The organism is Streptomyces sp. JLYT201, from assembly GCF_059448825.1.
Genome location: NZ_CM182551.1, coordinates 9,625,039 through 9,650,432, shown reverse-complemented (window position 1 = coordinate 9,650,432; position 25,394 = coordinate 9,625,039). Strand labels below are relative to the sequence as shown.

The 25,394-nt window shown below is 72.8% G+C and carries 24 protein-coding genes; 9 read left to right on the top strand and 15 right to left on the bottom strand.

Going from position 1 to position 25,394, the window contains the following annotated elements; genetic code table 11:
* Positions 1-33: 33 nt before the first annotated feature.
* Together cynR and AC5WAM_RS40595 are read left to right on the top strand one after the other, a co-directional pair.
* Positions 34-927, top strand: a complete 894-nt coding sequence (gene cynR, locus AC5WAM_RS40600; protein ID WP_495520772.1) for a transcriptional regulator CynR — start codon at positions 34-36, stop codon at positions 925-927.
* A gap of 31 nt (positions 928-958) precedes the next feature.
* Complete coding sequence (locus AC5WAM_RS40595; RefSeq protein ID WP_495520771.1) at positions 959-1,903, top strand: PhzF family phenazine biosynthesis protein; 945 nt, start codon at positions 959-961, stop codon at positions 1,901-1,903.
* Positions 1,904-1,949: 46 nt separating this feature from the next.
* Here the strand turns inward: AC5WAM_RS40595 and AC5WAM_RS40590 are convergent, their stop codons facing one another.
* Both AC5WAM_RS40590 and AC5WAM_RS40585 read right to left on the bottom strand, forming a co-directional pair.
* Positions 1,950-3,257: a lanthionine synthetase C family protein gene (locus AC5WAM_RS40590; RefSeq protein ID WP_495520770.1), complete on the bottom strand. Its 1,308-nt coding sequence runs from the start codon at positions 3,255-3,257 to the stop codon at positions 1,950-1,952.
* Positions 3,254-6,553: a lantibiotic dehydratase gene (locus tag AC5WAM_RS40585; RefSeq protein ID WP_495520769.1), complete on the bottom strand. Its 3,300-nt coding sequence runs from the start codon at positions 6,551-6,553 to the stop codon at positions 3,254-3,256. The genes AC5WAM_RS40590 and AC5WAM_RS40585 overlap by 4 nt, the downstream gene beginning before the upstream one ends.
* Before the next feature lie 197 nt (positions 6,554-6,750).
* On the opposite strand from AC5WAM_RS40585, the gene AC5WAM_RS40580 reads away from it, so the two are divergent.
* The 3 genes from AC5WAM_RS40580 to AC5WAM_RS40570 all read left to right on the top strand — a co-directional run bounded on the left by AC5WAM_RS40580 (position 6,751) and on the right by AC5WAM_RS40570 (position 8,551).
* Positions 6,751-6,894 carry a hypothetical protein gene (locus AC5WAM_RS40580; RefSeq protein ID WP_171075609.1) on the top strand — a complete coding sequence of 48 codons (144 nt, stop codon included), beginning with the start codon at positions 6,751-6,753 and terminating at the stop codon, positions 6,892-6,894.
* Positions 6,895-7,210: 316 nt separating this feature from the next.
* The gene (locus AC5WAM_RS40575; protein WP_495520768.1) at positions 7,211-7,351 is read left to right on the top strand and encodes a hypothetical protein; all 141 of its coding nucleotides are present in this window, start codon (positions 7,211-7,213) and stop codon (positions 7,349-7,351) included.
* A 69-nt stretch (positions 7,352-7,420) separates the two neighbouring features.
* The gene (locus tag AC5WAM_RS40570) at positions 7,421-8,551 is read left to right on the top strand and encodes an NAD(P)/FAD-dependent oxidoreductase (protein WP_495520767.1); all 1,131 of its coding nucleotides are present in this window, start codon (positions 7,421-7,423) and stop codon (positions 8,549-8,551) included.
* 88 nt (positions 8,552-8,639) lie between these two features.
* Here AC5WAM_RS40570 and AC5WAM_RS40565 read toward each other — a convergent pair whose 3' ends face one another.
* Together AC5WAM_RS40565 and AC5WAM_RS40560 are read right to left on the bottom strand one after the other, a co-directional pair.
* The gene (locus tag AC5WAM_RS40565; RefSeq protein ID WP_495520766.1) at positions 8,640-9,320 is read right to left on the bottom strand and encodes a pyridoxamine 5'-phosphate oxidase family protein; all 681 of its coding nucleotides are present in this window, start codon (positions 9,318-9,320) and stop codon (positions 8,640-8,642) included.
* Positions 9,321-9,488: 168 nt separating this feature from the next.
* Positions 9,489-10,070 carry a TetR/AcrR family transcriptional regulator gene (locus AC5WAM_RS40560; protein ID WP_366791836.1) on the bottom strand — a complete coding sequence of 194 codons (582 nt, stop codon included), beginning with the start codon at positions 10,068-10,070 and terminating at the stop codon, positions 9,489-9,491.
* A 326-nt stretch (positions 10,071-10,396) separates the two neighbouring features.
* Here AC5WAM_RS40560 and AC5WAM_RS40555 point away from each other — a divergent pair, with 326 nt between their 5' ends.
* Complete coding sequence (locus AC5WAM_RS40555) at positions 10,397-11,575, top strand: agmatine deiminase family protein (RefSeq protein ID WP_366791837.1); 1,179 nt, start codon at positions 10,397-10,399, stop codon at positions 11,573-11,575.
* Positions 11,576-11,645: 70 nt separating this feature from the next.
* On the opposite strand, the gene AC5WAM_RS40550 is transcribed toward AC5WAM_RS40555, so the two are convergent.
* The 4 genes from AC5WAM_RS40550 to AC5WAM_RS40535 form a co-directional block, all read right to left on the bottom strand.
* Complete coding sequence (locus AC5WAM_RS40550) at positions 11,646-13,109, bottom strand: WGR domain-containing protein (protein ID WP_495520765.1); 1,464 nt, start codon at positions 13,107-13,109, stop codon at positions 11,646-11,648.
* A 151-nt stretch (positions 13,110-13,260) separates the two neighbouring features.
* A complete protein-coding gene (locus AC5WAM_RS40545; protein ID WP_366793478.1) occupies positions 13,261-13,554 on the bottom strand; it encodes a hypothetical protein in 294 nt (97 codons plus the stop codon).
* Positions 13,555-13,924: 370 nt separating this feature from the next.
* Positions 13,925-14,440, bottom strand: a complete 516-nt coding sequence (locus AC5WAM_RS40540; protein ID WP_366793477.1) for a DinB family protein — start codon at positions 14,438-14,440, stop codon at positions 13,925-13,927.
* An 11-nt stretch (positions 14,441-14,451) separates the two neighbouring features.
* Positions 14,452-15,255 (bottom strand): tRNA-dependent cyclodipeptide synthase, encoded by an 804-nt coding sequence (locus AC5WAM_RS40535; protein ID WP_495520764.1) that lies wholly within the window; start codon positions 15,253-15,255, stop codon positions 14,452-14,454.
* Between the two features lie 422 nt (positions 15,256-15,677).
* On the opposite strand from AC5WAM_RS40535, the gene AC5WAM_RS40530 reads away from it, so the two are divergent.
* Entirely contained in the window at positions 15,678-16,337 is a 660-nt protein-coding gene (locus AC5WAM_RS40530) for a DUF4360 domain-containing protein (protein ID WP_495520763.1), read from the top strand.
* A gap of 122 nt (positions 16,338-16,459) precedes the next feature.
* Here AC5WAM_RS40530 and AC5WAM_RS40525 read toward each other — a convergent pair whose 3' ends face one another.
* Together AC5WAM_RS40525 and AC5WAM_RS40520 are read right to left on the bottom strand one after the other, a co-directional pair.
* Positions 16,460-17,119: a DUF1707 SHOCT-like domain-containing protein gene (locus AC5WAM_RS40525; protein ID WP_495520762.1), complete on the bottom strand. Its 660-nt coding sequence runs from the start codon at positions 17,117-17,119 to the stop codon at positions 16,460-16,462.
* A 591-nt stretch (positions 17,120-17,710) separates the two neighbouring features.
* Complete coding sequence (locus AC5WAM_RS40520; protein ID WP_495520761.1) at positions 17,711-18,013, bottom strand: hypothetical protein; 303 nt, start codon at positions 18,011-18,013, stop codon at positions 17,711-17,713.
* Between the two features lie 191 nt (positions 18,014-18,204).
* Here AC5WAM_RS40520 and AC5WAM_RS40515 point away from each other — a divergent pair, with 191 nt between their 5' ends.
* Positions 18,205-19,008 (top strand): hypothetical protein, encoded by an 804-nt coding sequence (locus tag AC5WAM_RS40515; RefSeq protein WP_495520760.1) that lies wholly within the window; start codon positions 18,205-18,207, stop codon positions 19,006-19,008.
* Positions 19,009-19,045: 37 nt separating this feature from the next.
* On the opposite strand, the gene AC5WAM_RS40510 is transcribed toward AC5WAM_RS40515, so the two are convergent.
* On the bottom strand, positions 19,046-19,738 hold the full coding sequence (locus tag AC5WAM_RS40510; RefSeq protein ID WP_495520759.1) for a HalD/BesD family halogenase: 693 nt from the start codon (positions 19,736-19,738) through the stop codon (positions 19,046-19,048).
* A 223-nt stretch (positions 19,739-19,961) separates the two neighbouring features.
* Between AC5WAM_RS40510 and AC5WAM_RS40505 the strand changes: the two genes are divergently transcribed.
* Positions 19,962-21,134, top strand: a complete 1,173-nt coding sequence (locus tag AC5WAM_RS40505) for a serine hydrolase domain-containing protein (RefSeq protein WP_495520758.1) — start codon at positions 19,962-19,964, stop codon at positions 21,132-21,134.
* Positions 21,135-21,237: 103 nt separating this feature from the next.
* Here the strand turns inward: AC5WAM_RS40505 and AC5WAM_RS40500 are convergent, their stop codons facing one another.
* From AC5WAM_RS40500 to AC5WAM_RS40485, 4 genes are all read right to left on the bottom strand, one after another.
* Positions 21,238-22,038 (bottom strand): GNAT family N-acetyltransferase, encoded by an 801-nt coding sequence (locus AC5WAM_RS40500; RefSeq protein WP_495520757.1) that lies wholly within the window; start codon positions 22,036-22,038, stop codon positions 21,238-21,240.
* A gap of 80 nt (positions 22,039-22,118) precedes the next feature.
* Positions 22,119-22,586 (bottom strand): hypothetical protein, encoded by a 468-nt coding sequence (locus AC5WAM_RS40495; RefSeq protein WP_366793467.1) that lies wholly within the window; start codon positions 22,584-22,586, stop codon positions 22,119-22,121.
* A gap of 126 nt (positions 22,587-22,712) precedes the next feature.
* Positions 22,713-23,747, bottom strand: a complete 1,035-nt coding sequence (locus AC5WAM_RS40490; protein ID WP_495520756.1) for a sulfotransferase family protein — start codon at positions 23,745-23,747, stop codon at positions 22,713-22,715.
* Positions 23,748-23,891: 144 nt separating this feature from the next.
* Positions 23,892-25,370 carry an MFS transporter gene (locus tag AC5WAM_RS40485; protein ID WP_495520755.1) on the bottom strand — a complete coding sequence of 493 codons (1,479 nt, stop codon included), beginning with the start codon at positions 25,368-25,370 and terminating at the stop codon, positions 23,892-23,894.
* Between the last annotated feature and the right edge of the window lie 24 nt (positions 25,371-25,394).

Sequence of the window (25,394 nt, the reverse complement as noted above, 5' to 3'; positions counted from 1 at the left end):
TAGCTGCTATTGCTTCCATCTATAGTTGGGTGCATGAAGCCGGAACTGCGTCATCTGCGCTACTTGCTCGCGGTCGCCGAGCACGCCAACTTCACCCGCGCCGCCGAGGAGCTGCGCATCGCCCAGCCCACCCTGTCCCAGCAGATCAAGCAGCTGGAGAAGGCGGTGGGTGTCCAGCTCCTGGAGCGGACCGGCCGCACCGTGCGCCTGACCGACGCCGGGGCGACCTACGCCCACTACGCCCGGCGCGCGCTACGCGACCTCGCGGCGGGCGAGCGTGCGGTCCTCGACGTGCGGGACCTCTCGCGCGGACACCTCCGCCTCGCCGTCACCCCCACCTTCACCGCCTATCTCACCGGCCCGCTCGTCGCCGGCTTCTACACCCACCACCGCGGCATCACCCTGGACGTGCGCGAGATGACCCAGGACCGCATCGAGGCCGACCTCCTGGCCGACCGGCTCGACCTCGGCATCGCCTTCAGCGGCGACCACCTCCCGGGCATCGAGGCCACCGCCCTGTTCACCGAGGCACTCAGCCTGGTCGTCGGCCCCCACCACCCCGACATCGGCGCACCCGGGCCCCTGCCCGTCACCGGTCTCGGCGAGCGTCATTTCGCGTTGCTCAGCGGGGACTTCGCCACCCGCAGGCACATCGACCAGCACTTCGCCGACCACCACGTGCGGCTGCGGATCGCGCTGGAGGCCAACTCCATCAACGCCCTCACCGAGATCGTGGCGCGCGCCCCGCTGGCCACCGTCCTGCCCGACGCCATCGCCCACGACCACACCCAGCTCACCCCCATCCCCCTCACCCCCGCGCTCCCCTCCCGCACGGTCACGCTCCTGCGCCGCGCAAGCACCTACCAGAGCGCCGCGGCCCGTGCCTTCGCCGAACGGGCCGTCGCATGGGCGCAGGCCCTGACATAGGGTCGCTCCCGTCCCGTCTACGCTACGGACCATGCCTCTTGCCGAAGGATCCGCAGGTCTCCGCGCGAGCGGCCGCGGCCTGCCCGTCGCCGTCGTCGACGCGTGTCTGCGCGACGGGCGCGGCGGGAGCCCCACGGCCGTGGTCGACGGGTTGCCCGCCACCGAGGCCGAGCGGCGGCGGATACCGGTCCTCCTCGGCACGTCCCACGCCGTGTTCGTACGTGAGGAGGGCCACGCGGAGGGCCGCGAGGGCGGCCGCCCCCTTGTGTCCTTGCGGTTCGCGACCGCTGAGGGCGATCTGCCCGCGTGCGGCCACGGCACGGTCGCCGCGCTCGCCGTCCTCGCGGAACACGCGGGCACGGCGGAGTACCGAGCCGTGCTCCGCACCGCGCAAGCCACGTTCACCGGCCGCGCGGCGCGCCACCCGGGCGGGCTCGTCGAGGCCGCCTTTGAGACGGACTCGGTCACGCTGCGCGCCGCCGACCCCGCCGAACTCGGCCTCGTCCTGCCTGCCCTGGGCCTCGACGCGGATGCCGCCGGCGAGGCGTACGTCGCCGCCCTCGGTCGGCCGCGGATGCTGCTCCCGCTCCGCTCCCGCGAGGCGCTGGCCGGTCTGGCCCCGGATCCGGACCGGCTGCGCGCCGCGTGTGACGCGTTGGGGCTGCTCGGCTGTTACGTCTACCGCGAGCCGCACGCCGACGGCCGCACCGCCGCGCGCCTGTTCGCCCCGTCCATCGGCGTCCCGGAAGACATCGCGAACGCCAACAGCACGGCGTGCCTCGCCGCACTCCTTGCGACCCGCGGGATCGACCGCGTCGCGGTCGACATGGGCGATTCCCTCGGCCACCTGGCCACGATCACCGCGGGCAGCAGGACGGGCCCGCGCGGGCGTCTCGTCCACGTCGGCGGGACGGCCCAGGTCGATCGCAGGCTCGTCCTCGGCCCGCTGGACGCTCCACCGCCTCGGCCGGGGTGATCAACGCCTTGCGCGCCGCGCTTCCAGGGTGATCGCTGCCAGCGGCTCAGCACAGCAAGAGCGCGGCCTGCCAGGGTAGTTCGCCGAGCGGGGCGTCGGGTTCCGTCGCGCAGTGCAGGGCCAGCGCGGCGCCCGCCGCGCCGTCGAGGAAGCCGGGGCGGTGCACGACGGCGGGACCGCCGGGTGCGGCGGCGGGCCAGAGGAAGGGGTGCGCCGGGTCGGCCGCGAGCGCCAGGGCCTCGGTCAGGTCCGGTACGCGCGAGGCCAGTTCGGCCCCGCCCGGCTCGCGGGCCATCAGGGCGACGATCGTGGTGAGCCCTGCCAGGCCGTGGCAGAGCGTGGGGTCGGTGAAGGCCCGGGCCCCGCCCGGCCGGTCGCAGACCGCGGCGACGGCGGCGACCGCCCGGCGGTCCCAGTCCGGCTCCTTCAGCGCCAGTGCGGCCAGTTGGAGGGTGCGGGCGACGCCGGGCGTGCCGTAGCACCAGCCGGTGCGGGCCTCGGCCAGTCGGGGGCGGGCACCGGAGGCGGCCGTCAGCTCCGCGTCCAGCGGGACGATGTTGGGCCAGCCGTTGCCGTCGGGGCTGCGGCGGGCCAGCAGCCACTCGACGACGGTGCGGATGGCCTGCTCCTGGCCCGGCACGCGTACGCCCGCGCGGTGGGCGACGGACAGCAGCGCGAGCGGTCCGGGGATGCCGTGGGCGAGGCCGGCGTTGAAGTGCCCGCCGGGGATCCCGTCCGGCTCGCTGAACAGGATCGGGTCGCCGGTCCACCAGCCGGGCACGGTCCTTCCGCCCGGTTCGGTGACCGGGCGGGTGAGCGCGACGAGGTGGGCGAGGACCAGCTCGGTGGTGTCCCGGTGCTCGGGCCCGGCCGCCAGGAGCAACCGGCCGATGCCGGAGAGCCCGGCGACCACGTCGTACCCGGCCATCCTGGCCCCGCCCCGCGCGGCGGCTGTCCGGGGCGCGTCCTCCGCCACCAGGCGCCGTGCCAGCAGGGCGACTTGGGCGTCCAGCTTGGTGAGGAGCGCCGCGTACTCGCCGGGCCGGGTCACGGCGGTCCGCGCAGCGAAGGCGACCGCGGGCAGGCCCGCGTACAGGCCCTCCCGCGCGGGCCTGCGCACGCCGGTGACCGCGGCCGACAGATGGGCGTGCGCGGCCTTGGCGTACGCGGGCTCGCCGTGGGCCAGCGCCGCGAAGAGGAGCCCCACTCCGGGGTGGCCGTCCGCGAGGGACTGCCCGTGCCACAGGGAGCGGGTCTCGGCCAACTCGGGCGTTTCGGCGGCGGTCACCCGGGCCGCAAGCGCGACCGGGTCGGCGAGGCGCTCCGCGAGGCGCGCGACGGGGTTCTCGGTCATGCTCCGGCCCTTTCCCGGTCGAGGTGCGCCTGGACCGCGCCGCGGGCCACCGCCAGGGTCTGCGCCTCGGCCGTGCGGTCCGTGCCCAGACGCCGGTTGCAGTGCATGTGGACGAGGGAGGCGAGCACCGCGTCCGGGGAGACGCTCAGTGCGCCGCGCTCCTCCTCGGCGCGGACCAGGCGTCCGAAGCGTTCCGGCGCCGCGCGGTACGGCTGCGCCGCCGGGTCCGGCACGCCGTCCGGGGTGATTTTGGCGAGCGCCGCCCGCCTGCGGGCCGCGAACGCCTTGTGGTGCTGCTCGCGTTTGGGGTACGTCCCGGTCAGCCAGTGCCGCCAGTCGCCGCCGTAGCCCCGCTGGAAGGCCCGTACCAGCTCGGTCACGTCGTACGCGGTGGACAGGATCCGGTCGTCGGCCGGGGCCGCCAGCCGCTCCAGGACCAGCTGGCTGTCCGCGTGGAACACCTCCTCGGCGCCGGCGAGCAGCGTCGGACCGCCGTAGCGCTCGGTCTCCGGGGCGTAGCTGTCGAGGCGCAGCCCCCGGGCGAGCCCTTCGTGCGACAACTCCCTCACCAGGTCGTGCAGTCGAGGCAGGACGACGCCGTTGAGCAGCGCCGGTTCGCCGTGCAGGCGCAGCCTCAGGTGCGGGTCCGGATCGGCGTAGCGGATGAAGAACCAGCGGTCGACGCCGGACGGCTCCGCGGGCGGGGAGCCGAGGTCGGCGAGGAAGCGGCGCAACGGCCCGGTCAGGAGCTCGTCCTGGCGTTCGGCGGAGGTGTAGAGCGTCGCGTACAGCCAGGGGCCGCCGGGCGGGATCTCGCCGGTGCCGCGCCGGATCACCGGGCGCGTGGTGCGCGCGGGCGCCTCGGCGGGCTCCGGAAGGCAGGGTGTCAGCGTCACGACGGCCTCCGCTTCGTGGGCGCCGCCGGGGCCGTGCAGCCAGCCGCTGTCGGTGTCCTGGCCCAGGGGCAGCTCGTGCACGACGGCCGCGCCGGTCCGCTCGCACTCGCGGCGCAGGATCTCCTGGTGCGCGGGGACGGTGAGGTTGAGGGGGATGCGGTGGTCGCCGATGGTGAGCTGGACGTGGTCGGGCACGTGCCACAGGGCGCGCCACTCGTCGAGGGGCAGGCCGGTCGCGTCCAGGCGCCAGCGGGCCGGGCTGAGGACGGTGCGCCCGGTGCGCACGGCGGGCAGGAACGGCAGGTCCTCCGCCGCGCCCCACTCCCACAGCCGCCACTGCTTGCGGCCGAACGCCGCGGCCTCGATGAGGAAGCGCACCGCGTTGGGCGCGGTCAGTTCGCGGTTGAGCACGTGCAGGGCCGACGGGGTCAGCTCGCGCCCCAGTCCGGCGGACACGATCCGGAAGCCCTCGGAGTCGGCGCCGACGGCGATGTCGTCGAGCGTGAGGTCGGTGACGCCGGGCACGGCCGGGCCGGGGTGGACGCCGATGGCCAGGCGCGTGTCCAGCCAGGTCGGCACCTGGGCGACGTTGGCGTGCCGGTGGTGCGACGCCTGGTGGTGGACCTGGACGGGCAGCCGTGCGGCGGTCTCGCGCGCGGCGCGTGCCGTGTGCCGGATCTCCTCGGTCTGCGCGGGCGGGAAGAGATGGGCGAAGCGGCCCGTGAAGCCGCCGGACGCGGTGGCGGCGCCGACGAGTACGAGCGTGAAGTCGCCCCGGTCCACCGCGGCGGCCGACTCCGCCGCGATCTGTACGACGAGTTCGAGGGAGGACGGCCGTACGGAGTCGGCGGACTCGTCCCGGTCGGCCGCCTCGAAGCCGCGCAGCCGTTCCTCGTCCAGGACGACCTCGCGCGCCCCGCGCGCCTGCGCCTCGGCAGCGAGCCCCAGGAGCAGGCGCTGCCGTGCGGCGCCGAGCGGCGCGGGGCCGGGGTCGGGGCGGTGGCTCGGGGGCAGCCGGTATCCGGCCGGGGCGCCGAGGCCGACGTCGGGGTCGAGCAGCTCCTTGACGGGCACGTGGCGCCCGAGGCCGTACCGCTCCACGAAGTCCTGGTGGTACGCGGTCAGTCGGCCCGGCCCCGGGGGCGAGAGGCGCCACAGTGCGGCGGCGGCGCGCTCCAGCTCCTCGGCCACCGAGCGCGAGAGCACGGCGGTGCCGTCCAGACGCAGGTCGACTTGGACGGCGTGGGCCGGGGCGGACGGGTGCGGTGGGGGTGGGGCGGGGCGCGCGGCCGCGCTGGAGCCCGAGGCCGCACGGGGAGGTGCGGCCGAGTCGGGCCCCATGGCCGAGTCGGGTCCCGTGGCCGTGTCGGGTCCGGTCGCCACGTCCGGTACGGTCCCCGCGTCCGGCCCAGTCACCGCGTCCGGCCCAGTCACCGCGTCGGGTCCGGTCGCCGCATCGGGTCCGGCGCCCGCTAGCTCAAGTGCCGTGCGCCAGGCCTCCCTTCCCCCGCCCAGCGGGGTGCGGCGGTAGTCGTCCAAGGACGTGCGCAGTGCGGCGATCCACCGGGCGGCGGGCGTGGCGGCCGGGAGCAGCGCCTCGACGTGGGCCAGCGGGTCGGGGGCGTCCAGGGGCGGGCGCAGCTCCGTGAGGAGCACCTCAGCGCCGATCAGCTGGGCGACGAGACCGGCGACGGCTCCTTCGGGCGCTCCGGGGAACCGCGCTTCGACCTCCCGGATCAGGTCGCCGCAGGGGACGGGCCGGGCGGCCGCCTCGGCCACGGCGCGCACGACCGGGGTGTAGCGGAGCGTCCGGGACGTGGGCCGGTCGCCCGCCGCCCCGGCCGGGGCGAACGGCAGGACCAGACGGCCGCCGCGCACGAAGCACAGCCCGTTCACCACCACGCTCAGGCCCAGGTGCACGGCCGGGTCCCGTTCCCACTCGGCGATCAGCCGGGCCAGCCAGCCGGCGTCGGGCCGTGCCGCCCTGTGCCCGGCACCGGTGAGCTCCCCCTTGGTGGCCTCGCCGAAGGAGCCCCACAGGACGCCCGCGAGCAGGCCGAAGGGGGTGGGCCGGGACGCGGCCCTGAGCAGGTAGCGGGTCACGGCGCGATGGGCCTTGCGCAGATCGGACGCGGTTACGGGCGCGTCCGTGAGGACGGCGTCGACCGTGCGGGCGAGCGAAGGGCTGGAGACCTCCAAGGCCTCCCGGAACCGCGCGTCGGCGAGCAGTTCCACGAGCTGGGCGCGGAGTTCACCGGGCTCCGCGCCGGTCTCGCCCGGCCGGTCCGCCGCACCGTCCCGCCAGGTCGCGCGGACCCTCGGCCGGGCCAGGAGCGGCGCCCTCAGAAGCACTCCGTCCGCGCAGCGGAACACCGGTCCCGCGCTCTGGTCACGCCGCATCCCGGCCGCGCCCCCTTACTCGATGCACCATGAAACGGACTGCGGAATTCTCCACTCCGCCTTCCACTGGAATGCCGTCACACTAACTCCGACACGTCCGCCCCGGAACCCCTTGACTCCGTCCGCTATCCGTACCTAGATTCCGATTCTGCCGCCGGAGGGCGGCGATTCGACAGGTTCCAGAGGAAGGAATTCCCATGTCTGAGAACATGACGCAGGACCTCTTCGACATCGACCTCACCGAGACCGCCATCCAGGACGTCGCGTCCGAGAGCGCCGCAGGTGCCATTTCGGGCGAGGAGTCCTGCTTCCGCACCTGTACGACCTGCTCGATCTGCTGACGCAGGCCGGATGGAGGGCCGGTCCCGATGGTGCCTCGCACCACCGGGAGCGGCCTCTCGGCATTTGCCCTTTCGGGCAGCGCTTTCAGTAATCCGGCGGCAAATAATGCCTTCCTTACATAGGGCATAACCCCATGGATTCACCTACCGAATCGGCCCGTGAGCCGCCGTGGCGGATAAACCTGCGCATGCTTCAGGATTTTCCCTGTGCACTTTTGGGCAAGGCTCCTCCCGGGAACTGGGCGCCGCCGAGCCCGTACTGATCGACGAGTCGGTCGCCGGAGCCGAGCCGGTCGCAGTGGGCGGCGAGCGGGCGTTGGCGACGTACCACGACGGCGTGCCGCGCCGGATCGACCGCTTCGACTGCTTCGACGACGTCGGCGGCGTCGGCGGCCGGGCCGCGACGGTCTGCCGGGTGGCCAATCCGGAGCAGCTCGCGCACGCCTGTCACATCTGACGCTGCTGTGTTGTCTCCCTGGCGGACCCATCGGCGGGCCCCTCGCGGGATCCGGACCAAGGAGAGAGCATGCATCACATCGTGATCGTCGGCGGCGGCTTCGCGGGCGTCTGGAGCGCCGCCTCGGCCGCCCGGGTGCGCGGCGACGCCGACCTGCGGATCACCCTCGTATCGCCCACCACGGACCTGGTGTTGCGCCCGCGTCTGTACGAGGCCGAGCCGGAGCGGGCGGTGGTGCCCCTGAAGCGGGTCCTGGAGCCCGTCGGAGTCGAACACGTCCAGGCCACGGTGACGGAGATCGACACCGCGGGCCGCCGTGTCGTCACCGACGACGGCGAGGTGCTCACCTACGACCGGCTGGTCCTCGCGACGGGCAGCAAGCTGATCCGTCCGCAACTGCCGGGGGCGGAGCACGTCTTCGACGTCGACACCCTGGACGGAGCCGTCGCCCTCAGGAAACGCCTGCGCGGCCGCACCGGCTTCACCGCCGTGGTCGTCGGCGCGGGATTCACCGGCCTGGAGGTCGCCACGGAGCTGGCCGGGCGGGGCCGGGTGATCCTGGCGGACCGCAGCACCGTCGTCGGCCCGGAGCTCGGTGACGGGCCGCGCCCGGCGATCGAGGCGGCCCTCGACCGGCTGGGCGTGGAACGGCGCCTCGGCACCACCGTGACCGAGGTGAAGGACGGCTCCGTGCGGTGGGCGGACGACACCCTGAGCGAGGCGGACGCGGTGATCTGGACCGCCGGGCTGCGGGCCGGCCCGCTCACCGCGTGCGTCGAGGGCTCCCGGGACCGGCTCGGCCGCCTGGAGGTGGACGCCCAGCTGCGGGTCTCCCCCGACGTGTTCGCTGCGGGCGACACGGCCGCCGCACGGCTCGACACCGGTCATGTCACCGTGCAGAGCTGCCAGTACGCGGTCCCGCTGGGAAGGACGGCGGGCCACAACGCCGCCGCCGACCTCCTCGGCCTGCCGCTCGTCGACTTCGCCCCCGGGCCCTACGTGACCGACATCGACCTCGGCGGGGCGGGCGCGGTCTTCACCCGGGGCTGGGACCGCCGGGTCGAGTCCACCGGGGCCGACGGGAAGCTCGTGAAGCAGTGGATCATGGAGAAGATCCATCCGCCGGTCGACGACGCCGAGGAGATCCTGAACGCGGCGGCGCATGTGTACGTCGTCATTCCCGGAGCCCACGAGCTGTGACGGCCTGAGCCGACGCGTGCCGGGAGCAGCCGTCAGCCGCCCGCGGATCTCCGCGCACGGCCCGGCTGCTCCCCAGGCCCGGGACGCGCTATCCCGCCCGGGTGTTGCCGCGGGCCGCGATGTGCGCGGGCGGCGCGATGCCGCCGGGCAGGAGGGGATCGGCTTCCGGCTCGCCCCACGTGGAGTTCAGCGGCAGCACGCCCGCCCAGATGCCGAGGGCGGCGTCGGGCCCGTCCCCGTCCTCGGGCGCGCCGGTGCGTATCTTGACCGACGCCTCCTCCAGCGAGAGCGCGAGCAGCGCGGTCGCCGCCAGTTCCTTGCGGTTGGGGCGGCGGGCGTAGTCCCACTGCCCGGGCGTCGCCTGCTCGGTGAGGCGGCGCAGGCCCGCCAGCTTCTCCTGCGGGTCCGTGACGAGGCGCGGGACGCCGTAGACCATCGCGCTGCGGTAGTTCACGCCGTGCTCGAACACGGAGCGGGCGAGCACCAGGCCGTCCACGTGCGTGACGGTCACGCACACCGCCGCCTCGGGCGAGGCGACCAGGCTGCGACTGGCGACGGAGCCATGGAAGTAGAGATTCCGGCCGTCACTGCCGTAGACGGTCGGCACGACCATCGGGACGCCGTCGACGACGACACCGAGATGGCAGACGAATCCGGCTTCCAGGACGGCGTCCAGCAGGGCGCGTTCGCGGCTTCCCTGCTCGCGCAGGCGGCGATGGCGGGTACGGGCCGTCTTCGGGAGCACGGGCGGCAGTTGTTCGTCGGTCACGTCGCCTCTTTCTCAACGCCACTGTTCGGCACGGGTCGTAGGCTTACGATATCCGCCGCCACACCACTCAAGCGCAACGAAATCAGCACCAAGTCCCCTTACGGGGAACGGAATCCCTTCACGCGGCAGTCACGTCGTTCCGGCACCGGCGATGCGGACCGGGTCGCGTCACGGCCGGCCGAGGCGGGCCAGTTCCGCGTCGACGGCTTCCCGGACGAGGCCGCGCGCGTGCTCAAGGGACAGACCGCCGCTCAGCCAGCGCATGCTCAGGCCCTCCAGCAGGGCCGTGAGGCGTTCCGCGGCGGCGGCGAGCGAGGCCGCCGGCTCCAGCGGCCGGACCCGCCCGAGCAGCCCCGCCACGTCCTGCACCCAGACCAGGGTCGCCCGGGCCAGGTCCTCGCGCAGGGCCGGGTCGAAGACGGCGCTCGCCCGCAGCTCGCCCCAGGCGGTGCTGTTCTCCCGGACCTCCGGGGTGTCCTGGAACTCCAGGAGGAGCGCCTCGTCCAGCTCCTCCCGGGGGGTGAGCGGCGCGCCACCCTCGGCGCGCGCGGCGGTGTAGCGCTCGGCCCGCTCGTTGATGAACTCCAGCGTGTGCCGCAGGATGCCCGTGCGGTCCTTGAAGTGGTAGTAGATCAGGCCGGTGGAGACCCCGGCCTCGGCCGCGAGCTCCTCCACGCGGAGCCCGCGAACACCGCGACGGGCGATCACCCGTGCGGCCGCTTCCAGGATCTGAGTACTGCGTGACGCCATGACCATGAACCCTATCCGGACACCTGTCACCATCTGCCCCACGGGCCGCCAGGACCGTCTTCACCGGCAGTCGCAGCCGTCCGCGGGGACAGACGCACCCACTCACTCGCGCCAAGAGTCACCGGACTGACTTACTTTTCAGTCGAGACCGGACCGACCCGGCCGCGCTCGCCGTCGAGCCGCGACACACGCTGCCATGAATCACCATAAACTCGGACAGAATGCCCCACCAGTTTGACTGAAAATCCAGTCAGGTCCACAGTGGGGCCACAGTCGCCTGTCCCCCACCACTGGACAGCTCGTCGGTCCATGAATCGGAGCGCACCGTGTCCCACCTCTCCCCCTCCCGTCGCGCGGCCCTGCGCGCCTTCGCCGCGATCGGCGGCGCGCTGGGCCTCGGCGCCACCACCGCCTGCGGCTCCGACAAGTCCTCACGAACGGGGTCCGACACCGGTACCGGCGCCGGCACCAAACGGGCCAAGGCCACGGACGCCGGGCGCCGCTTCGGCGCGGAGTGGGAGAGCCACACGCGCACGTTCATGTCGTGGCCCGCGCTCGCGTCCGTCTGGGAGGAGGACCTGCCGTACGTGCGCGAGGACATCGCCCGGATCGCCCGGGCCGTCGGGGAGTACGAGGCGGTCGTGATGATGGCGCGGCCCGACCAGCAGAAGGCCGCGCAGCGGGCGTGCGGTTCGCAGGTCGAGGTCATCCCGCTCGCCGTCGACGACCTGTGGGCCCGCGACACCGTCCCGGTCTTCGTGGAGGAGGACGGCGAGACCGTCGGCGTCGACTTCAACTTCAACGGCTGGGGCGACAAGCAGGAACACACCAACGACGCCCGCGTGGGACGCACCCTGCTGCGCGAGTACGACATCCCCCGCGTCAAGGCGCCGCTCGTCGCCGAGGGCGGCTCCTTCGAGACCGACGGCGAGGGCACCCTGCTCATCACCGAGAGCTCGATCGTCAACGACAACCGCAACCGCGGCAAGTCCCGCGACCAGATCGAGGACGAGCTGCTCGAGACCCTCGGCCTGGAGAAGGTGATCTGGCTGGCGGGCGTCCGCGGCGAGGACATCACGGACGCGCACGTGGACAGCCTCGTCCGGTTCACGGCACCCGGCGTCGTCCTGCTGGACCAGGCGTTCCCCGGCACTCCCCCGGACTCCTGGTCGCGCTCCGCCGACCAGGCGCGGTCGGTGCTGAGCAAGGCCACCGACGCCCGGGGGCGGCGCTTCGAGATCGTCGACCTGCCGCAGCCCGACCTCGACAGGATCACGGGCGAGGGCGACGACTTCGTGTCGACGTACGCCAACTTCTACATCGCCAACGACGCTGTGTTCATGCCGAAGTTCGGCGACCGGAAGGCCGACGACCGTGCGCGCGGCATCCTCCAGGACCACTTCCCCAAGCGGGACGTCGTGCCGGTCCGCATCGACACCATCGCCTCCGGCGGGGGCGGCATCCACTGCTCGACCCACGACGAGCCGGGCAAGCCCGCCGACTGACGGCCCCGGGACCTCGGCCCACGGGCGCGGCGGGGACGCCCGCACAGGCGTCCCCGCCGCGCCCGGCCGGTCACAGGAGCCGCTGGATCTCCCCGCGCACGCGGTAGAACCCGCCCGCCGCCGCGTGCAGGGCGGCCACGGCGTAGCGGGCCCCGGGCTCCCGCATCGCGCGCGGGAACTGGACCCTCCAGGAGGAGTCGTAGCCCTCGGACACCACGTGCACGCGCAGTCGGCCGCCCTCCTGCACGCACTCGACGACGACCGCTCCGGCGGGGGCGTGGGCGACGGTGGTCACCGCGGCCGCCGCGCTGTCCGGCGCGTAGGTGGGCACGGCGGCGGCCAGCTTGACGTCCCGGGCGACCGGGACCGTGCCCTGCTCCGCGGCGGAGACGGCCGCGTCGCTCGCGTCCACGCACACCAGTGAGCCGTCCGTGGTCACCAAGTACAGCCGCTCGTCGTGGTACTGCATGGACAGGGCCGAGCCGCCGCCCGTGCCGAGCTTCCACAGCCGGGTGCCGTCCCGGTCGAAGCAGTACACGGACGAGGCCGCGTCACCGGCGAAGACGAACCGGCCGCCGGGCGAGGTCGCGCAGGAGTACACCGCGCTGTCGCAGGCGTACGTGGCCTCGACGGCGCCGGTGGCCTTGGCCAGGCGCTGCACGGCGCGGTGCGCGGTCCCCGCGTACACGGCCTCGTCCTCCTGCCAGCCGAACAGGACGCCGCCGCGGGTGGAGGCGTGCCACAACTCGCCGCCCCCGTCGGGCGCGTAGGCGGTGACGCCCCGGGAGTGGCCGTGGTAGACGGCCCGGTCGTCGGCGCGGACCATCCAGGCGTGCTCGCCCCCGCTGCGGCGGGCCCACTGGTGCTCGTCCTCGTGGTCGATGACCGTGAGCCGGCCCTCGCGGTCCGACACGTTCAGCAAACCCTCGTGGATGTCGAGCCAGAAGATGTCGACGTCCGCCGCGATGTCGTACGCGGCGAAGGGCAGCTTCGACGACAGGTCGTACACCCGGCCGTCGTCGCAGCCCGCGTAGATCCAGAAGTCGTCGGCGACCAGGCACTTCACGCCGTCCGGCAGGCTGAACCTGGCCAGGACGCCGCCGTCGTGGTCCAGGGTGTAGACGTCCCCCGACTGGTTGCCGACCCAGCAGTGGTCGGCGTCGACGTGGATGCCGAACGCCGAGGAGCCGGTGCGGAAGCGCCACAGGACGGGGGCCACGGACCGCGCGGTGGACGGGGCGGAGGTCACCTGGCGCCGCGTCACCGGACGCGGGGCGCGCTGTCCGGGGATCGCGGGGGCGTACCCCTTGCGGACCTTCTCGCCCACCTTCTTCGCGGCGGCGGCACGGGCCTTCTCCGCCGTGGCGAACGTCGTGCTCTGCGTCTGTCCGTCGGCGCCGATCCTCCCGTACCGCACCGTCACCAACTGGCCCGCGACGGTGACCTCGTAGAACTTGTGCGCGCCCCCGCCGTCCTGCGACAGCTCCAGATACGTCGTCGACTCCGGCGCACCGGACATGGCGGACCCAGACATGGCAGACCCCTCCCCAGAGCGGACCCACGGCCGTTCCGGCGGGTCCCACTGCTCGAACCGTAGGAGGTGCCACTGACAATCGGCCCCGAGCGCGCACGCGAACGGCCCGGCGCGGGCGCGCCGGGCCGCGGTGGAGCGCTGGGCGGTGCGATCAGCTGGTGACGACGTTGTGCGCCGGGATGATCTGCGGCTCGCCGTCGGCGTGGCCCAGGTCGGCGAGGATCGGCTGGAGGATCTTCGAGAAGTTCTCGAGCGCCTCCTCGGACTCCCACACGTCGACGACCCGCCAGCCGCCGTCGACCGGCCCGGCCACGTGGGAGATCAGTCCGGGTGCGGGAATGTCGGCGAGCGAGGTGAACTCGCCGCCGTCGGTGAGGCGGGAGATGACGGCGTCGTAGAGCTCCTGTCCGACGCCTGGGATTTCGAAGGTGACGATGATGGCCATGTGGTCCCCCCACTGCCCGTTCATTGGGTCCGCCGCCCGCTCGTGGCGCGCGGCGAGATCGCTCCGGTCGGCGCGACCCCCTCATGCGTACCCGACCGCCGTCCGGGCGTCGACGGATCGCGGGCGGTGGACCGAGGGAGCTGAGGCGCGCCGAGGGTTCCCGCGCCCCTGGTGAGCCGACTGCCACCCCGGGCGCACGCCGCGCCGTCACCGGGGTCGCGACGGCCGGGTCACGCGGGGACGACCGCGCCGACGCCGGGCTCGCCCCGGCGCAGCAGGACGCACTCCGCGCCCTGCTGCGCCGGATCACCCACGCCCTCGGGCGCTACGCACCCGAACCGCGGTCACCACCGGCCTGAGCGGCCCGCGCCTAGTAGTACCCCTTCGTCCCGTCGAGCAGTTCCCTCACGATGTCCGCGTGGCCCGCGTGCCGACCGGTCTCCTCCACGAGGTGGACGAGCATCCAGCGGAGGTTGGCGCCGCCGGAGCGGAAGCCGGGGTGGCGGCCGACGTCGTCCAGGGAGGCAGCGGCCACGATCTCGTTGCTCCGGGCGCACTGGGCCTCGTACTCCGCGAGCAGCTGTGCCAGCGGGATGCCTTCGGTCCGCCAGTCGGCGTCCTCGTCCGACTCGTCGAAGGACGGGTTCCGCGTCTCGTCGCCGCCCAGGAAGAGCACCTCGAGCCAGGTGTGCTCGGTCCACCGCATATGGCGGATGAGCCCGGCCATCGTCATCGCGGGCGAGGTGGGCAGGACGGACCGGTGCGCGTCCGCCTCGCTCAGGCCCGCGCACTTCCGGCGCAGGATCTGCCGCTGGAGATCCAGCCAGCCGACGAGCGCGGTGCGTTCGTCGGCCTGCAAGGGGGGACGTTCGAGTGAAGAGGTCATGCCCGGGGACGCTAGTTTTCCGGGGCCCCCGCTGTCGCCCGGTTTTCGTCCGGGCGCAGGACGAGATAGCCCTGGCGGGGACTGGGCGACCAGGGCAGGCGGTGGGCGAAGAGGGCTGCCACGAACGGCGTCGTGCGGTGGTAGACGTACACCGAGGTCTCCACTCCCGCGATCCGCGGGGTGTCGATGAGCAGGGGGATGTCGGCGAGGAAGTACCGCACCGCCTCCTCGACCTGCCCCTCGGTCGGCTCGCCGGGCATGCGGTGGGCGAGGACGCGGCGCGAGGCGTCCAGACACATGGCGCGGAAGGCCGGGTCGGCGGCGAACCAGTGCCGTGCCTGCCGGTGCAGCTCCTGGAAGGCCGCGTTCGCCCGCAGGTGCTCCCAGTCGAGCAGGAACGGGTCGGTGTCCATCTGCGCGATGGCCAGTCCGGTGGCGTGCCCGGCGGCGAGTCCAGTGGCGGGTCCGGTGGCGTGGACGAGGCCGTCGCGGATGCGGTTGCGCATCTTCAGCCCGTTCTCGTGCGCCCGCCTTCTGGCCTTGTCCGCCGCTATGCCCGTAGCGGTGAGGGTGTACTGGGAGGGGCCGTCGGGGAGGTGGAAGTGGACCCGCTCGAAGCGGGGCAGCACCCACTGGCAGAGTTCCACGACGCGTGCCCGCTTGAAGTACGAGTTGAACGGGCTGATCCCCACGCAGGCGTGCTGGGCCAGCTCGGCGAGGCCGCGGCAGCGGGCGGTGAGCGGTTCGGCGATGAATCCTCCGCGGGCGCCGCGCTCGCCGCAGCCGCCGAAGGGCGCGTTCCGGTCGGTGATCACCCGCGTACCCTAAGCACCGCACGGCCGCCACGCTGGCTGTACCGGGCCGGTGCCCCTCGAATCACGTACTCCCGTACGCCTGCGGGTTCCGTGCGGGCGGACGGACCGGCTCGACCTGCGGCGCGAGAGCCCCACCAGGAGCAGCCGCCACGCCTCCTGCGCCCCGCCGCGCACCGGCAGAACGCCCACGGATCTGAAGGCGCTCCCGGCGCCGTACTTGGCCGAACTTCCCCTAGGCACCCGCACTCTTGGTACGTACCATTCGTGTCGCCTGAGGCCCTCAGTCAGCGGGCGGCCCGCTCGTCCCCCATGCCCGCCCGCTTGGCATGCCCCACCTGTTTCCTCGTGGGCACATGCCCCCGCTCCTGAAACCGCTCACGTCACCTTCAGGATCCAGGCTCCATCAACGCGATAGGAAAACCATGGCCGGTGGACTTTTCGCGAGCGGCGCGCTGACTGCGTTGTTCGCCATGGCTCTGGCTCCACCCAGCACGTCCCAAGACGTCCCCACGACTCCCCAACCGCCCGCCGAGAGAATCCGGGTCGAGGTCGCCACAGTCAATGGATCAGGCTGTCGGGAAGGCACGGTCGCCGTGGCGGCCGCCCCGGACAACTCGGCGTTCACCGTCACCTACAGCGACTACCTCGCCAGTGCGGGAGAGCAGTCCGATCCCGTCGACTTCCGCAAGAACTGCCAGCTCAGCCTGATCGTGCACGCCCCGGTGGACTACACCTACGCGATCGCCAGCGTCGACTACCGCGGCTACGCCTCCCTGCAGCCCGGTGCCAACGGCGTCGAGAAGGCGTCGTACTACTTCCAGGGATCACCCGACACCACGTCCGAGAGTCACCGATGGCGCGGCCCGTACGCCGACAACTGGCAAGCGACCGACTCGAAACCGTGGGAAGACCTGGACTGGGCGCCGTGCGGCTCCAGGCGGAACCTCAACGTCAACACCGAGCTGCGGGTCCTGCTCGGGTCCTCGGATCCCGGCAGGACGAGCTTCATGACCATGGACTCGACCGACGCCAAGGTCAGCAGCGTCTACCGGCTCGCCTGGAAGCCGTGCCCGGGCAAGTAGCCGGCTTCCCCGAGCGCACCTGCGCAGCAGTACCCGTACGACCGCTCGGCGTCGAACTCTGAGCCGAGGGTGAGCGGGAGGCCCGGCCCGCGGGCCGGGCCTCCCGCCCCATCGGTGTGCCGTCACGCGCCCGTGGGCAGGGACGCGGGCCTGCGCAGCAGCCACTGTCCGAACGTCCGGCGCGGAGGCCGCACCACCACGCGACCGTGCGCCTTCTGGCCGACCAGCTCCACCCGCAGCGTGACCGGCGTTCCCGGATCCGTCGGTGCCTGAAGGTGCTTGACCTTGCTGTGCACCAGGTGCAGCCCGTCCGTGTCGACCACGACGCCCGGCGGCGTGATCAGCGTGAGGGTCTTGCCCGTCATGCCTACGTCGATCCGCAGGGTGTCGTGCGTGATCACCGCGTCGGTGAAGTCCAGGGTGACGGCGCAGTACATGACCGCGAGCTCCAGCTTCCGCGGCACCACCCAGCGTCCCGTGCGCTCGATCGCGCTGCTGTGGACCTGCTCGAACCGCACCACGTCCTTGGCCTCCACCACGGCCGCGTCGGCGCCGGCCGGCGCGGGCGGCAGGTCAGTGGTGAGCCCGGCCAGTTCACCCAGGGTCCGCGCGGACAGGGCGACTTCGAGGCGCTCGTCCAGCTCGTCCGCCGTCAGCAAGCCGTCCCCCGCCGCGACGCGCAGCACCTCCACCACGCGGTCGCGGTCCGCGTGCGAGGCACGCAGCGCGGGCGAGGAGCCGGGCCCGGCGGACTTCCCGGTGGGTGAGATCTCTCCCGACATGCTTCCGTCCTGGTCCTGTCGAACGTCTCCGCGCGACACCGGCGGTCACGCGCATCGAAGGCTAACGCTATATCGCGACATGGTTCCCGGCCAGACCCTGTCAGCGGAAGGCCTCCGGACCGGCCGGTCTGCCCTCGGGCCCTCCCGCCCTCCGGCAGCGCCCCAGCCGCGGCCCGGGCCACGGGCAAGAAGGGCAAAGGGAAGGCGTCGGAGAGCGGCGGAACCACGTGGGAGCAGCGCGCCAAAGCCATCGCCGAGATCGGCAGACAGCACACCTGCGAGCAGCCGAAGAAGTCGTGGGGCCGGGTCCGCGACGAGATCACCGTCCGGTACCCGCGTCACTAGAAGCACCAGCCGGACGAACAGAGCCTCCGGCACATCGCGCGTGCGCTGTACAACGCCGTCGGGCACCAGGAACAACAGGCCCAGCAAGGGGTCGGAACAAGGACGCGGCACCACCGAAGGGCGAGGACCCCGACCGCGCGTACCGCGACCGGCAGGCGCGCCCTGGCGGCATGGCGCGGTCCGCCCAGGCCCTGCCGCGGGGCCCCAGGCCCTGCTCTCGCCCCCCAGGACGGGCCCCGGGCCTTCTCAGTCGTCGTCGAGGATCTCGTACCGCGCGACGTCCAGCTCGTCGAGTACGGCATCCAGCGACCGGCCCTGCAGCATGGCCACCCGCTCGGTCTGCGCCACGGCCCACCCGGTCAGGCACATCAGCAGCAGGCGCAGGCCGTCCACGCCGTGCTCCTCAAGGACCCGCCCCGACACCCGCCACGCCTCGGCGGGGACCCGCTCCGGCGGCTCCGCTCCGGCCGCCGACCGCATCAGCGCGGCGGTCACCCCGGAAATCTCCGGCGCCAGCGCCGCCAACCTGCGATCCGACTCCGCGTCCATCGGCCCGCACCTCCTCACCGCTACGGCCAAGTCGCCCTCAGCCAACCGCAAAAGCCCCCTTCGCACAGGCGATCCCGGCACCGCGCACCCGAACGAACGAGGGCCGCCGCCGGTCCTGGCCGGATCGCGTGCTTGTCGGCGTGTCCGCCCCTCGCGACGCTTGCCCTTTCCCACCAGGCAGAGGGGGGCGGATGCCGTTCTTCAGCAAGGGGCCCGACCACAGCGAGCCGCTGCAGCGAATCCTGCGTGAACTCGGCGAGTTGCGGCAGCGCGTCGACAGCCAGCAGCACGCCGTCGACCAAGCCCGGCAGGACGCCAACGCCGCCATCACGACCGGGCTCGCCGAGATCCGGTCCGTCGTCCGGGACGGGCTCGATCGCGGCAACGACACCGTCCGCGATCCGCTCACCCAGATCCACACCGAACTCGTCGCCATCCGCGCCGCCCTCACCGAGCTCAACCGTGCGGGGCCCGCAGCACAGCGGCCCCATGCCGTGTCCGCGCCCGTGTCCGCTCGCGTGCCTGCGCCCGACGAGGACGAGGAGGACGAGGACTACGGCAACGGCAACGGCAACGGCAACGGCAACGGCAACGATCGTCAGGCCGAGAACGGCGCCGCTCACACGGACCTCCTCCGCAGGGCCGCTGGCATCTCCGCCGCCAGGCTCCAAGTGCACCGGGACGCCTGGGCGTTCCTCGTGGAACACGCCGGGCAGGACCGCCACTTCCACATCCCCGGTGCCGTCGAGGAAGAGCACGGGACCGTGACCGTCGACGTGTCCGGCCTCAGCCTCGTCGCCACCCTCACGCGCCTCCGCGACACCCAGCACGCCACGGGGGTCGATCCCGGTACCGCGGCCATCGCCCATCACCTGTACGAGCGCGTCGCCGCCACCGTGCGCTCCCTCGCCGCCACACCACACCCCGACAACCAGCCCGTCACCATCGTCATCGACGACCGCGCGGCACCGCCCGACGACCAGGACCGGCCATAGCCGGACGCGTCGAAAGCCGTGGCGCGGCTGGGCCGTCTCACCCGTACAGCTCGTGGGCCGACGGGGTGGCGCGGACTTCCGCGTCCGGGCGGGCGTAGGCGAAGTTCACGACCGTACGTCGTACGCCGGATCGGGTCAGCGGCGTGACGCGGTGGGCGGTGGTGTCGCTGCGCAGCAGATAGGCGTCGCCGGGCGCGTGGTGAGCCGTGCGCGTGCCCGTGCCGGTCGTGGCGGTCAGGGCAGCGGTGTGCGGAGCGAACTCGACCAGGCCGCCGTCTGCGGGGTCCTGCGGCGCTTCAGGGAAGACGACCAGTGCGTAGGGGTAGTCGTCGGTGTGTGCGCCGTGGGTGTCGTCCTGGCGGTGGAGGATGTTCAGGACGTGCCGTTCCAGCGCTTCCGGCACGGCGGTCGGCTTCTCGCCGACGACCGCCTCCACCAGGGCCAGCAGCTCCCGATCCGCGTAGAGGCGGGGAATCAGCCGCGACTCCCTGGCGATGACGTGGCCGCCCAGCGTCGTCATGCGGCGGGGCGAGCCGTCCATGCAGGCCATGGCGAAGTCCCGGCGCCGCGCCCGCCGTTCGAGCGCCCGTGTCTCCGCGCGCAGGGCCGCGAGCCCGTGCTCGGTGAGCAGACCGGGCAGCGGGAGGTAGCCGTCCGTCGCGAAGCGGGTGCGTGCGGCGCCCGTGTCGTGCTGGCGCGCGAGGGCATCGGCGTGGAACAGACGGGTCATGGCTGCTCTTTCACGGTCGGGGCGTCCGGGACGCCAGGACCGTCCCCCGGCGGGGCCCCGTTCACGCCGAACGCCGGGGGGAACGACCGGAAACACCTCGCCCGGTGCGCCAAGGACCCACGGCCGGCGCCATCGCCCCCGTCCCCGCAGCCACCCGCCCGTCGTCGCACACCCGTACACTTCCCCCGTCAAATGATCTTCACTGACCCTGGGGGGAACACGCATGTCCAAGCGTGCGACGCGGAAGAACCGGGCCTTTCTGCGCGGTGTGGCCGTGGCGATCGGCGCCGCGATGGCCTTCACCTGCGCCACCGGCACCGGCAGCGCGGCCGAGGAGGTCGGCCGGCACGGCGCGACCCAGCAGGCCCTCGACGCGCTCGAGCGGGCCGGGATGCCGGGCGTGGCCGCCGAGGTGAGCGGGCCGCGCGGCAAGTGGTTCGGGTCCGCCGGTTACGCCGACACCGCGACCAAGCGCAAGCGCACCCCCGCGGACCACCTGCGGGCGGGCAGCAACACCAAGTCGTTCATCTCCGTGGTCCTCCTCCAGCTGGAGGCCGAGGGCAGGCTGAGCCTGGACGACTCCGTCGAGCGCTGGCTGCCGGGCGTCCTCAAGGGCAACGGCTACGACGGCACCAAGGTGACGATTCGTCAACTCCTCAACCACACCAGCGGCGTGCACGACATGGTGTCCACGCCGGAGTGGCGGGAGCACATGAACGGTCCCGGCTTCCTCGCCCACCGCTACGAGGCCTGGACGCCGCAGCAGATCGTCGGTCTCGCGCTCACGTACAAGCCCGACTTCGAGCCCGGCACCGGCTGGAACTACTCGAACACCAACTTCGTGCTCGCGGGCATGGTCATCGAGAAGGTCACGGGCAACACCTACGCGCACGAGGCCGAGCGGCGCATCGTCAAGCGCCTGAAGCTGCGCGAGACGACCTTCCCCGGCACCGACCCCAAGATGCCCGCTCCGTACGCGGTCGGGTACTCCAAGCTGTACGCGGCGAACCCCGGGCCCGAGGTCTACGACGCCACGGAGTACAACCCGGCGTGGTCGGGCGCGACCGGCGAGATCATCAGCACCACGGGCGACCTCAACCGCTACTACAGCGCGCTGCTCAAGGGTGAGCTGCTGCCTGCCGCCCAGCAGCGCGAGCTCCTGGACACGGTCAAGACGGGCACTTTCTTCGACTACGGCGCCGGACTCATCGTCCGCACCCTGTCGTGCGGCGTGAAGGTCTACGGCCACGACGGCATCGTCTGGGGCTCCCTGACCAGCACGGCGACGACGGCCGACGGAAGGCACACCCTGACCTTCCACCTCAACGGCGACTGGCTGGAGGACGGCAAGCCCTACGAGGACGTCTTCGAGGCCGAGTTCTGCCCGAAGGGCTGACCGACCGCTCCGCCACACGGGCCGGGCGCCCGTCAAGGAGAAGCTGATCGCCCGCTGGACGAGCGGGCGATCAGCTGAGTGCGCGTGCGGGGCGGACCGGAGGTCAGCCCCGCACGCCGTAGAAGTGGATCGGCGAGTTCGGCCTGAAGCCGATGCGGGGGTAGACAGGCGCCCCCGCCGCCGTCGCGTGCAGGGTGGCGCGGGTGAGGCCGGTGGCACGGGCGCCCTCGTGCAGGGCCTTCCGCGTCACCGCCTCGCCGTAGCCCCGGCGCTCCCACTGGGGGTCCGTGGCGACGAGCACGACGAACAGCCGCCCCTGCGCCGCCACCGTCGCGGCGCACGTCACCGGTACGCCGTCCCGGACGCCCAGGTAGGCGTGCACCTCGCTCTTCCACAGCGCGGAGCCCACGAGCCCGGCGCGGCCGTCCTCCAGCGGGAACCCGTAGGCGCGCGAGTTCAGATCCGCGTACGCCTCCAGCTGTTCGTCCGTGGTCACGCGGACGAACGTCAGGTCGGGGTGGGACGGGTCCGGGACGGGCAGCAGGTCCCCGGCCATGCCGGTGCCGGGGAAGGCGTACTCAAGTCCCGCCTTCTCGGCTGCCGTTCGCAGGCCCACGCGTGCCTCGTCCCCGAGCAGGTCCTCGAAGAGCCACAGGAATCCGGGGTGCTCCTTCGCGCGCATGATGCCCGCCGCCTGGCCCAGGCGTTCCGCGAGCAGCGCGGGGTCCGCGTCGACCTCGGTCAGCGTGACGCAGTTCCAGAAGGCGAACCGGCTGTCGGCCCAGCGGACGGCGATGCCCGGGAGGTCCCGCACATCGGCGCCCGCGTCGCAGTCGAGCACCATGGCGCGCCACACCGTGGCGAGCTGCTCCATCGACTCCACCGACTCCGTACGATCCGTCATCCCTGACCCCTTGTGTAGTGGCTTGTGCAGTGGCGCTGGAAAGGTACCGGTGGAGCCGAGGAGCTCCGCCCGACGCCGGGTCAGATGCCCATGGAGGCCATCTCCATGGCGGTCCGGTAGTTCCGGGCCACGTTCACGACGCAGATGCGGTAGGTACGGTTCTCCTTGACGACGAGGAAGTAGTCGCGCAGCTGCTTCCAGTAGTTGCGCAGGTAGCTGAGCCCCGGCAGGAACGCCGGGGGTCTGGGCACGAGCGCGAACGCCTCGGAACAGCGCAGGATCTCGCCGGTGGCCTGGGACAGCACGTCGGCGACGTCGGTGTTCATGTCCCAGCCCGCGGCCTGGTCGGGCCAGATCGCGGCGGCGATCTGCCGCAGCTGCTCCTGCTCCTCGGGCGGCAGGGAACCGAGCAGGACGCGCTGCTCCGTCACCGACCCTGGTGCCGTCGTGTCCGCCGCGCTCGCGACCGAGGCCGTGCCGGTGGCCAGCAGGCCGCCGACGACCAGGGCCGCGACGGCGGGTACCAGACGGGTCCGCTGCATGCTCATGACTTGCTCCTTCGTTTCGATCCGCTGAACGTGCCAGCCGACCGTCACACGCAGGCGTGGGCGGGGCAACGGGATCTTCCACCGCTGTCCGAGAACCGCCCTACAAAAGGCGATCGCGCGTCCGGCTCACCGGCCCCGGTGCCCCGCCAGGACACGGGTGCCCGCGGCGCAGCTCTCCCTCAGCTCGTCGAACTCCGCGTCCGTCAGCGCCCGGGCCGAGCCGCGCCGGCTGTGGTCGAGCAGCGCGCAGGCGCCGTCCAGCCACTGCGGGAGCGGTGCGACACCGACGAACGCGGCCAGCCGGGTCAGCTCTTCGCGGGGAGCGTCGAGGAGGTCCTCATAGGCGAGCGTGGCCCGCTGCTCGGCGGGGAGCCGATCCAGGAACTCCGCGCCCTCGGTGACGAGTTCCGACCACAGGCTGCCGAACGTCCGCAGGGGGATGTGCCGGTCGCGTACGAGGGCGGCCTCGAAGCGGTCCCCGAGCAGCGGCGCGAGGTCCGCGGGCAGCGCGCGTACGTGTGCCTCGGTCAGGTCGGCGAAGTCCTCGACACCAGCTCTCGCCTTGATCTCGCGCAGCAGGGAGATCGCGCGGTATCCGGTGTGGCGGCTCATGGACAGGGCGCAGTCCGGGCCGTCGCGGAACATGTGCACGAACCGTGCCTGCGGGAAGGCGGCCCGCAGCACGGGGGCCCAGCCGGTCGAGTAGCCGGAGCGCTCCACGACGGCGGTGCGTCCGAAGCGCGCGCAGAGCAGGTCGAACAGCGCCTCGTGGTGTTCGGCGGCGGTGCGCTCGGGCCAGGGGGTCACCGCCGCGCCGAGCTCGTCGAGGAGGCCGTCCGGGTCGTCGGTGAGGTGGGGCAGGACCATCAAAGAGAGGGCGGGGATGCCGGTGGTCTCCGACGCGTACCGCCCGGGGCGGCGCGTGTAGAGGAACTCCGGCAGCGGCACCCCGCTGCGGATCATCCGCTCGAAGTGCGGAGCGGGCCGGAACAGCGCCTGCCAGAACTCCGCACCGGTCACTTTCCCCTCGGGGAAGGCCGCGTCGCCCACGGACGCCATGAACTCGTTGAGGCTGAGGACGTCCGGGTGCGAGTTGAGAATGCGGGACAACGCGGTCGAGCCGCTGCGGCCGGTACCGATGACGAAGCTCAAGGTGCGCACGGTCACTCTCCGGGGAGCATGGGGAACTGGATGACACCGCCCGCCGGTGATCCTCCCCCGCCCCGCGCTCGTCCACCCACTCCGGCGGGGTCGCGCACGCGGCGCGCCGAGCGGCCGGGACCGCCGTCGGGGCGCCGGGGGTGATCAGCTCCGCGCACCCGGCGGGGCCGTGGTCGACAAGGGGGCCGCGATGTCCTCCAGGGAGCGCCGTTCGGCGTTGACGGCCAGGGCCGCGGCCGCCAGGCCGGCCAGGGTCATCAGGGCGGCGCCGATCCCGAAGGCGAGGGCCGTGTCCGCGATGACGCCCGTCTCGGTCAGCTTCGAGAAGAGCAGGGGGCCGCTGATGCCGCCCGCCGCGGTGCCGATGGCGTAGAAGAAGGCGATGGCCATGGCGCGGGTCTCCATCGGGAAGATCTCGCTCGCGGTCAGATAGGCCGAACTGGCCCCGGCGGAGGCGAAGAAGAGGACCACGCACCAGCAGGCCGTGAGGGTCTTCGCGGTGAGGTGTCCGCCGTCGAAGAGCCAGGCGGTGCCGAAGAGCAGCAGCCCGGAGAGCACATACGTACCGGAGATCATGACGCGGCGGCCGAGCGTGTCGAAGAGGCGGCCCAGGAGCAGCGGCCCGAGGAAGTTGCCGACCGCCATCACGGCGAAGTAGTAGCCCGTCGAGCCGCTCGGCACGTCGTAGAACGTGGTGAGGATCGTGCCGAAGCCGAACGTGATCGCGTTGTACAGGAAGGCCTGGCCGATGAACAGCGAGAAGCTGAGGGCGGCGCGCTTGCGGTAGGTGGACAGGACTGTGCGGGCGATGACGCCGAAGCCGACGCTCGCACGCGGATGGACGGTGATCTCGCCCTCGGGTGCCGGGAGCGGGCGGCCCTTCTCGGCCGTGATCCGCTCCTCGATGCCGGTGACCAGTTCCTCCGCTTCCTCGCCGCGGCCGTGCAGGAACAGCCAGCGCGGGCTCTCCGGCACGTTCCGCCGCACCAGCAGGATCACCAGGCCGAGGACGACGCCGAGGGCGAACGTCAGCCGCCAGCCGACGTTCATCGCGAAGAGGTCGGTGTCGAGCGCGAGCACCGAGAGGAGGGCGCCGCCCACCGCGCCCAGCCAGAAGCTGCCGTTGATGACGAGGTCGACGCGGCCCCGGTAGCGGGAGGGAATGAGCTCGTCGACGGCGGAGTTGATGGCCGCGTACTCGCCGCCGATGCCGAAGCCGGTGAGGAAGCGGAAGGCGAAGAACCACCAGCTGGAGAAGGACACCGCGGTCAGCGCCGTCGCCGCCAGATACACGGCGAGGGTGATCAGGAAGAGCTTCTTGCGGCCGTAGCGGTCGGTGAGCCAGCCGAAGAACAGCGCGCCCGAGCAGGCGCCCGCCACGTACAGGGCCGCGGCGATGCCCGTCACCTCCGCCGCGCTGATGGGCAGTCCGCTGCCCTCCTCCGACAGGCGGCTCGCGATGCTGCCGACGACCGTCACCTCGAGGCCGTCCAGGATCCACACGGTGCCCAGCCCGATGACGACCGTCCAGTGCCAGCGCGACCACGGCAATCGGTCGAGGCGCGCGGGCACGGAAGTCGTGATCGTGCCGGCCCGCGCGTCCACCGGGTCGTCCGTCGCCATCGCCGCCTCCTTCGTCCGCGCGGC

What these genes read in the sequence shown, in the direction of transcription:
- cynR (WP_495520772.1), top strand. Translation starts at nt 34, where the DNA reads ATGAAGCCGGAACTGCGTCATCTGCGCTACTTGCTCGCGGTCGCCGAG.
- AC5WAM_RS40595 (WP_495520771.1), top strand. Translation starts at nt 959, where the DNA reads ATGCCTCTTGCCGAAGGATCCGCAGGTCTCCGCGCGAGCGGCCGCGGC.
- AC5WAM_RS40590 (WP_495520770.1), bottom strand. Translation starts at nt 3,257, where the DNA reads ATGACCGAGAACCCCGTCGCGCGCCTCGCGGAGCGCCTCGCCGACCCG.
- AC5WAM_RS40585 (WP_495520769.1), bottom strand. Translation starts at nt 6,553, where the DNA reads ATGCGGCGTGACCAGAGCGCGGGACCGGTGTTCCGCTGCGCGGACGGA.
- AC5WAM_RS40580 (WP_171075609.1), top strand. Translation starts at nt 6,751, where the DNA reads ATGTCTGAGAACATGACGCAGGACCTCTTCGACATCGACCTCACCGAG.
- AC5WAM_RS40570 (WP_495520767.1), top strand. Translation starts at nt 7,421, where the DNA reads ATGCATCACATCGTGATCGTCGGCGGCGGCTTCGCGGGCGTCTGGAGC.
- AC5WAM_RS40560 (WP_366791836.1), bottom strand. Translation starts at nt 10,070, where the DNA reads ATGGCGTCACGCAGTACTCAGATCCTGGAAGCGGCCGCACGGGTGATC.
- AC5WAM_RS40550 (WP_495520765.1), bottom strand. Translation starts at nt 13,109, where the DNA reads ATGTCTGGGTCCGCCATGTCCGGTGCGCCGGAGTCGACGACGTATCTG.
- AC5WAM_RS40545 (WP_366793478.1), bottom strand. Translation starts at nt 13,554, where the DNA reads ATGGCCATCATCGTCACCTTCGAAATCCCAGGCGTCGGACAGGAGCTC.
- AC5WAM_RS40540 (WP_366793477.1), bottom strand. Translation starts at nt 14,440, where the DNA reads ATGACCTCTTCACTCGAACGTCCCCCCTTGCAGGCCGACGAACGCACC.
- AC5WAM_RS40530 (WP_495520763.1), top strand. Translation starts at nt 15,678, where the DNA reads ATGGCCGGTGGACTTTTCGCGAGCGGCGCGCTGACTGCGTTGTTCGCC.
- AC5WAM_RS40525 (WP_495520762.1), bottom strand. Translation starts at nt 17,119, where the DNA reads ATGTCGGGAGAGATCTCACCCACCGGGAAGTCCGCCGGGCCCGGCTCC.
- AC5WAM_RS40520 (WP_495520761.1), bottom strand. Translation starts at nt 18,013, where the DNA reads ATGGACGCGGAGTCGGATCGCAGGTTGGCGGCGCTGGCGCCGGAGATT.
- AC5WAM_RS40515 (WP_495520760.1), top strand. Translation starts at nt 18,205, where the DNA reads ATGCCGTTCTTCAGCAAGGGGCCCGACCACAGCGAGCCGCTGCAGCGA.
- AC5WAM_RS40510 (WP_495520759.1), bottom strand. Translation starts at nt 19,738, where the DNA reads ATGACCCGTCTGTTCCACGCCGATGCCCTCGCGCGCCAGCACGACACG.
- AC5WAM_RS40505 (WP_495520758.1), top strand. Translation starts at nt 19,962, where the DNA reads ATGTCCAAGCGTGCGACGCGGAAGAACCGGGCCTTTCTGCGCGGTGTG.
- AC5WAM_RS40500 (WP_495520757.1), bottom strand. Translation starts at nt 22,038, where the DNA reads ATGACGGATCGTACGGAGTCGGTGGAGTCGATGGAGCAGCTCGCCACG.
- AC5WAM_RS40495 (WP_366793467.1), bottom strand. Translation starts at nt 22,586, where the DNA reads ATGAGCATGCAGCGGACCCGTCTGGTACCCGCCGTCGCGGCCCTGGTC.
- AC5WAM_RS40485 (WP_495520755.1), bottom strand. Translation starts at nt 25,370, where the DNA reads ATGGCGACGGACGACCCGGTGGACGCGCGGGCCGGCACGATCACGACT.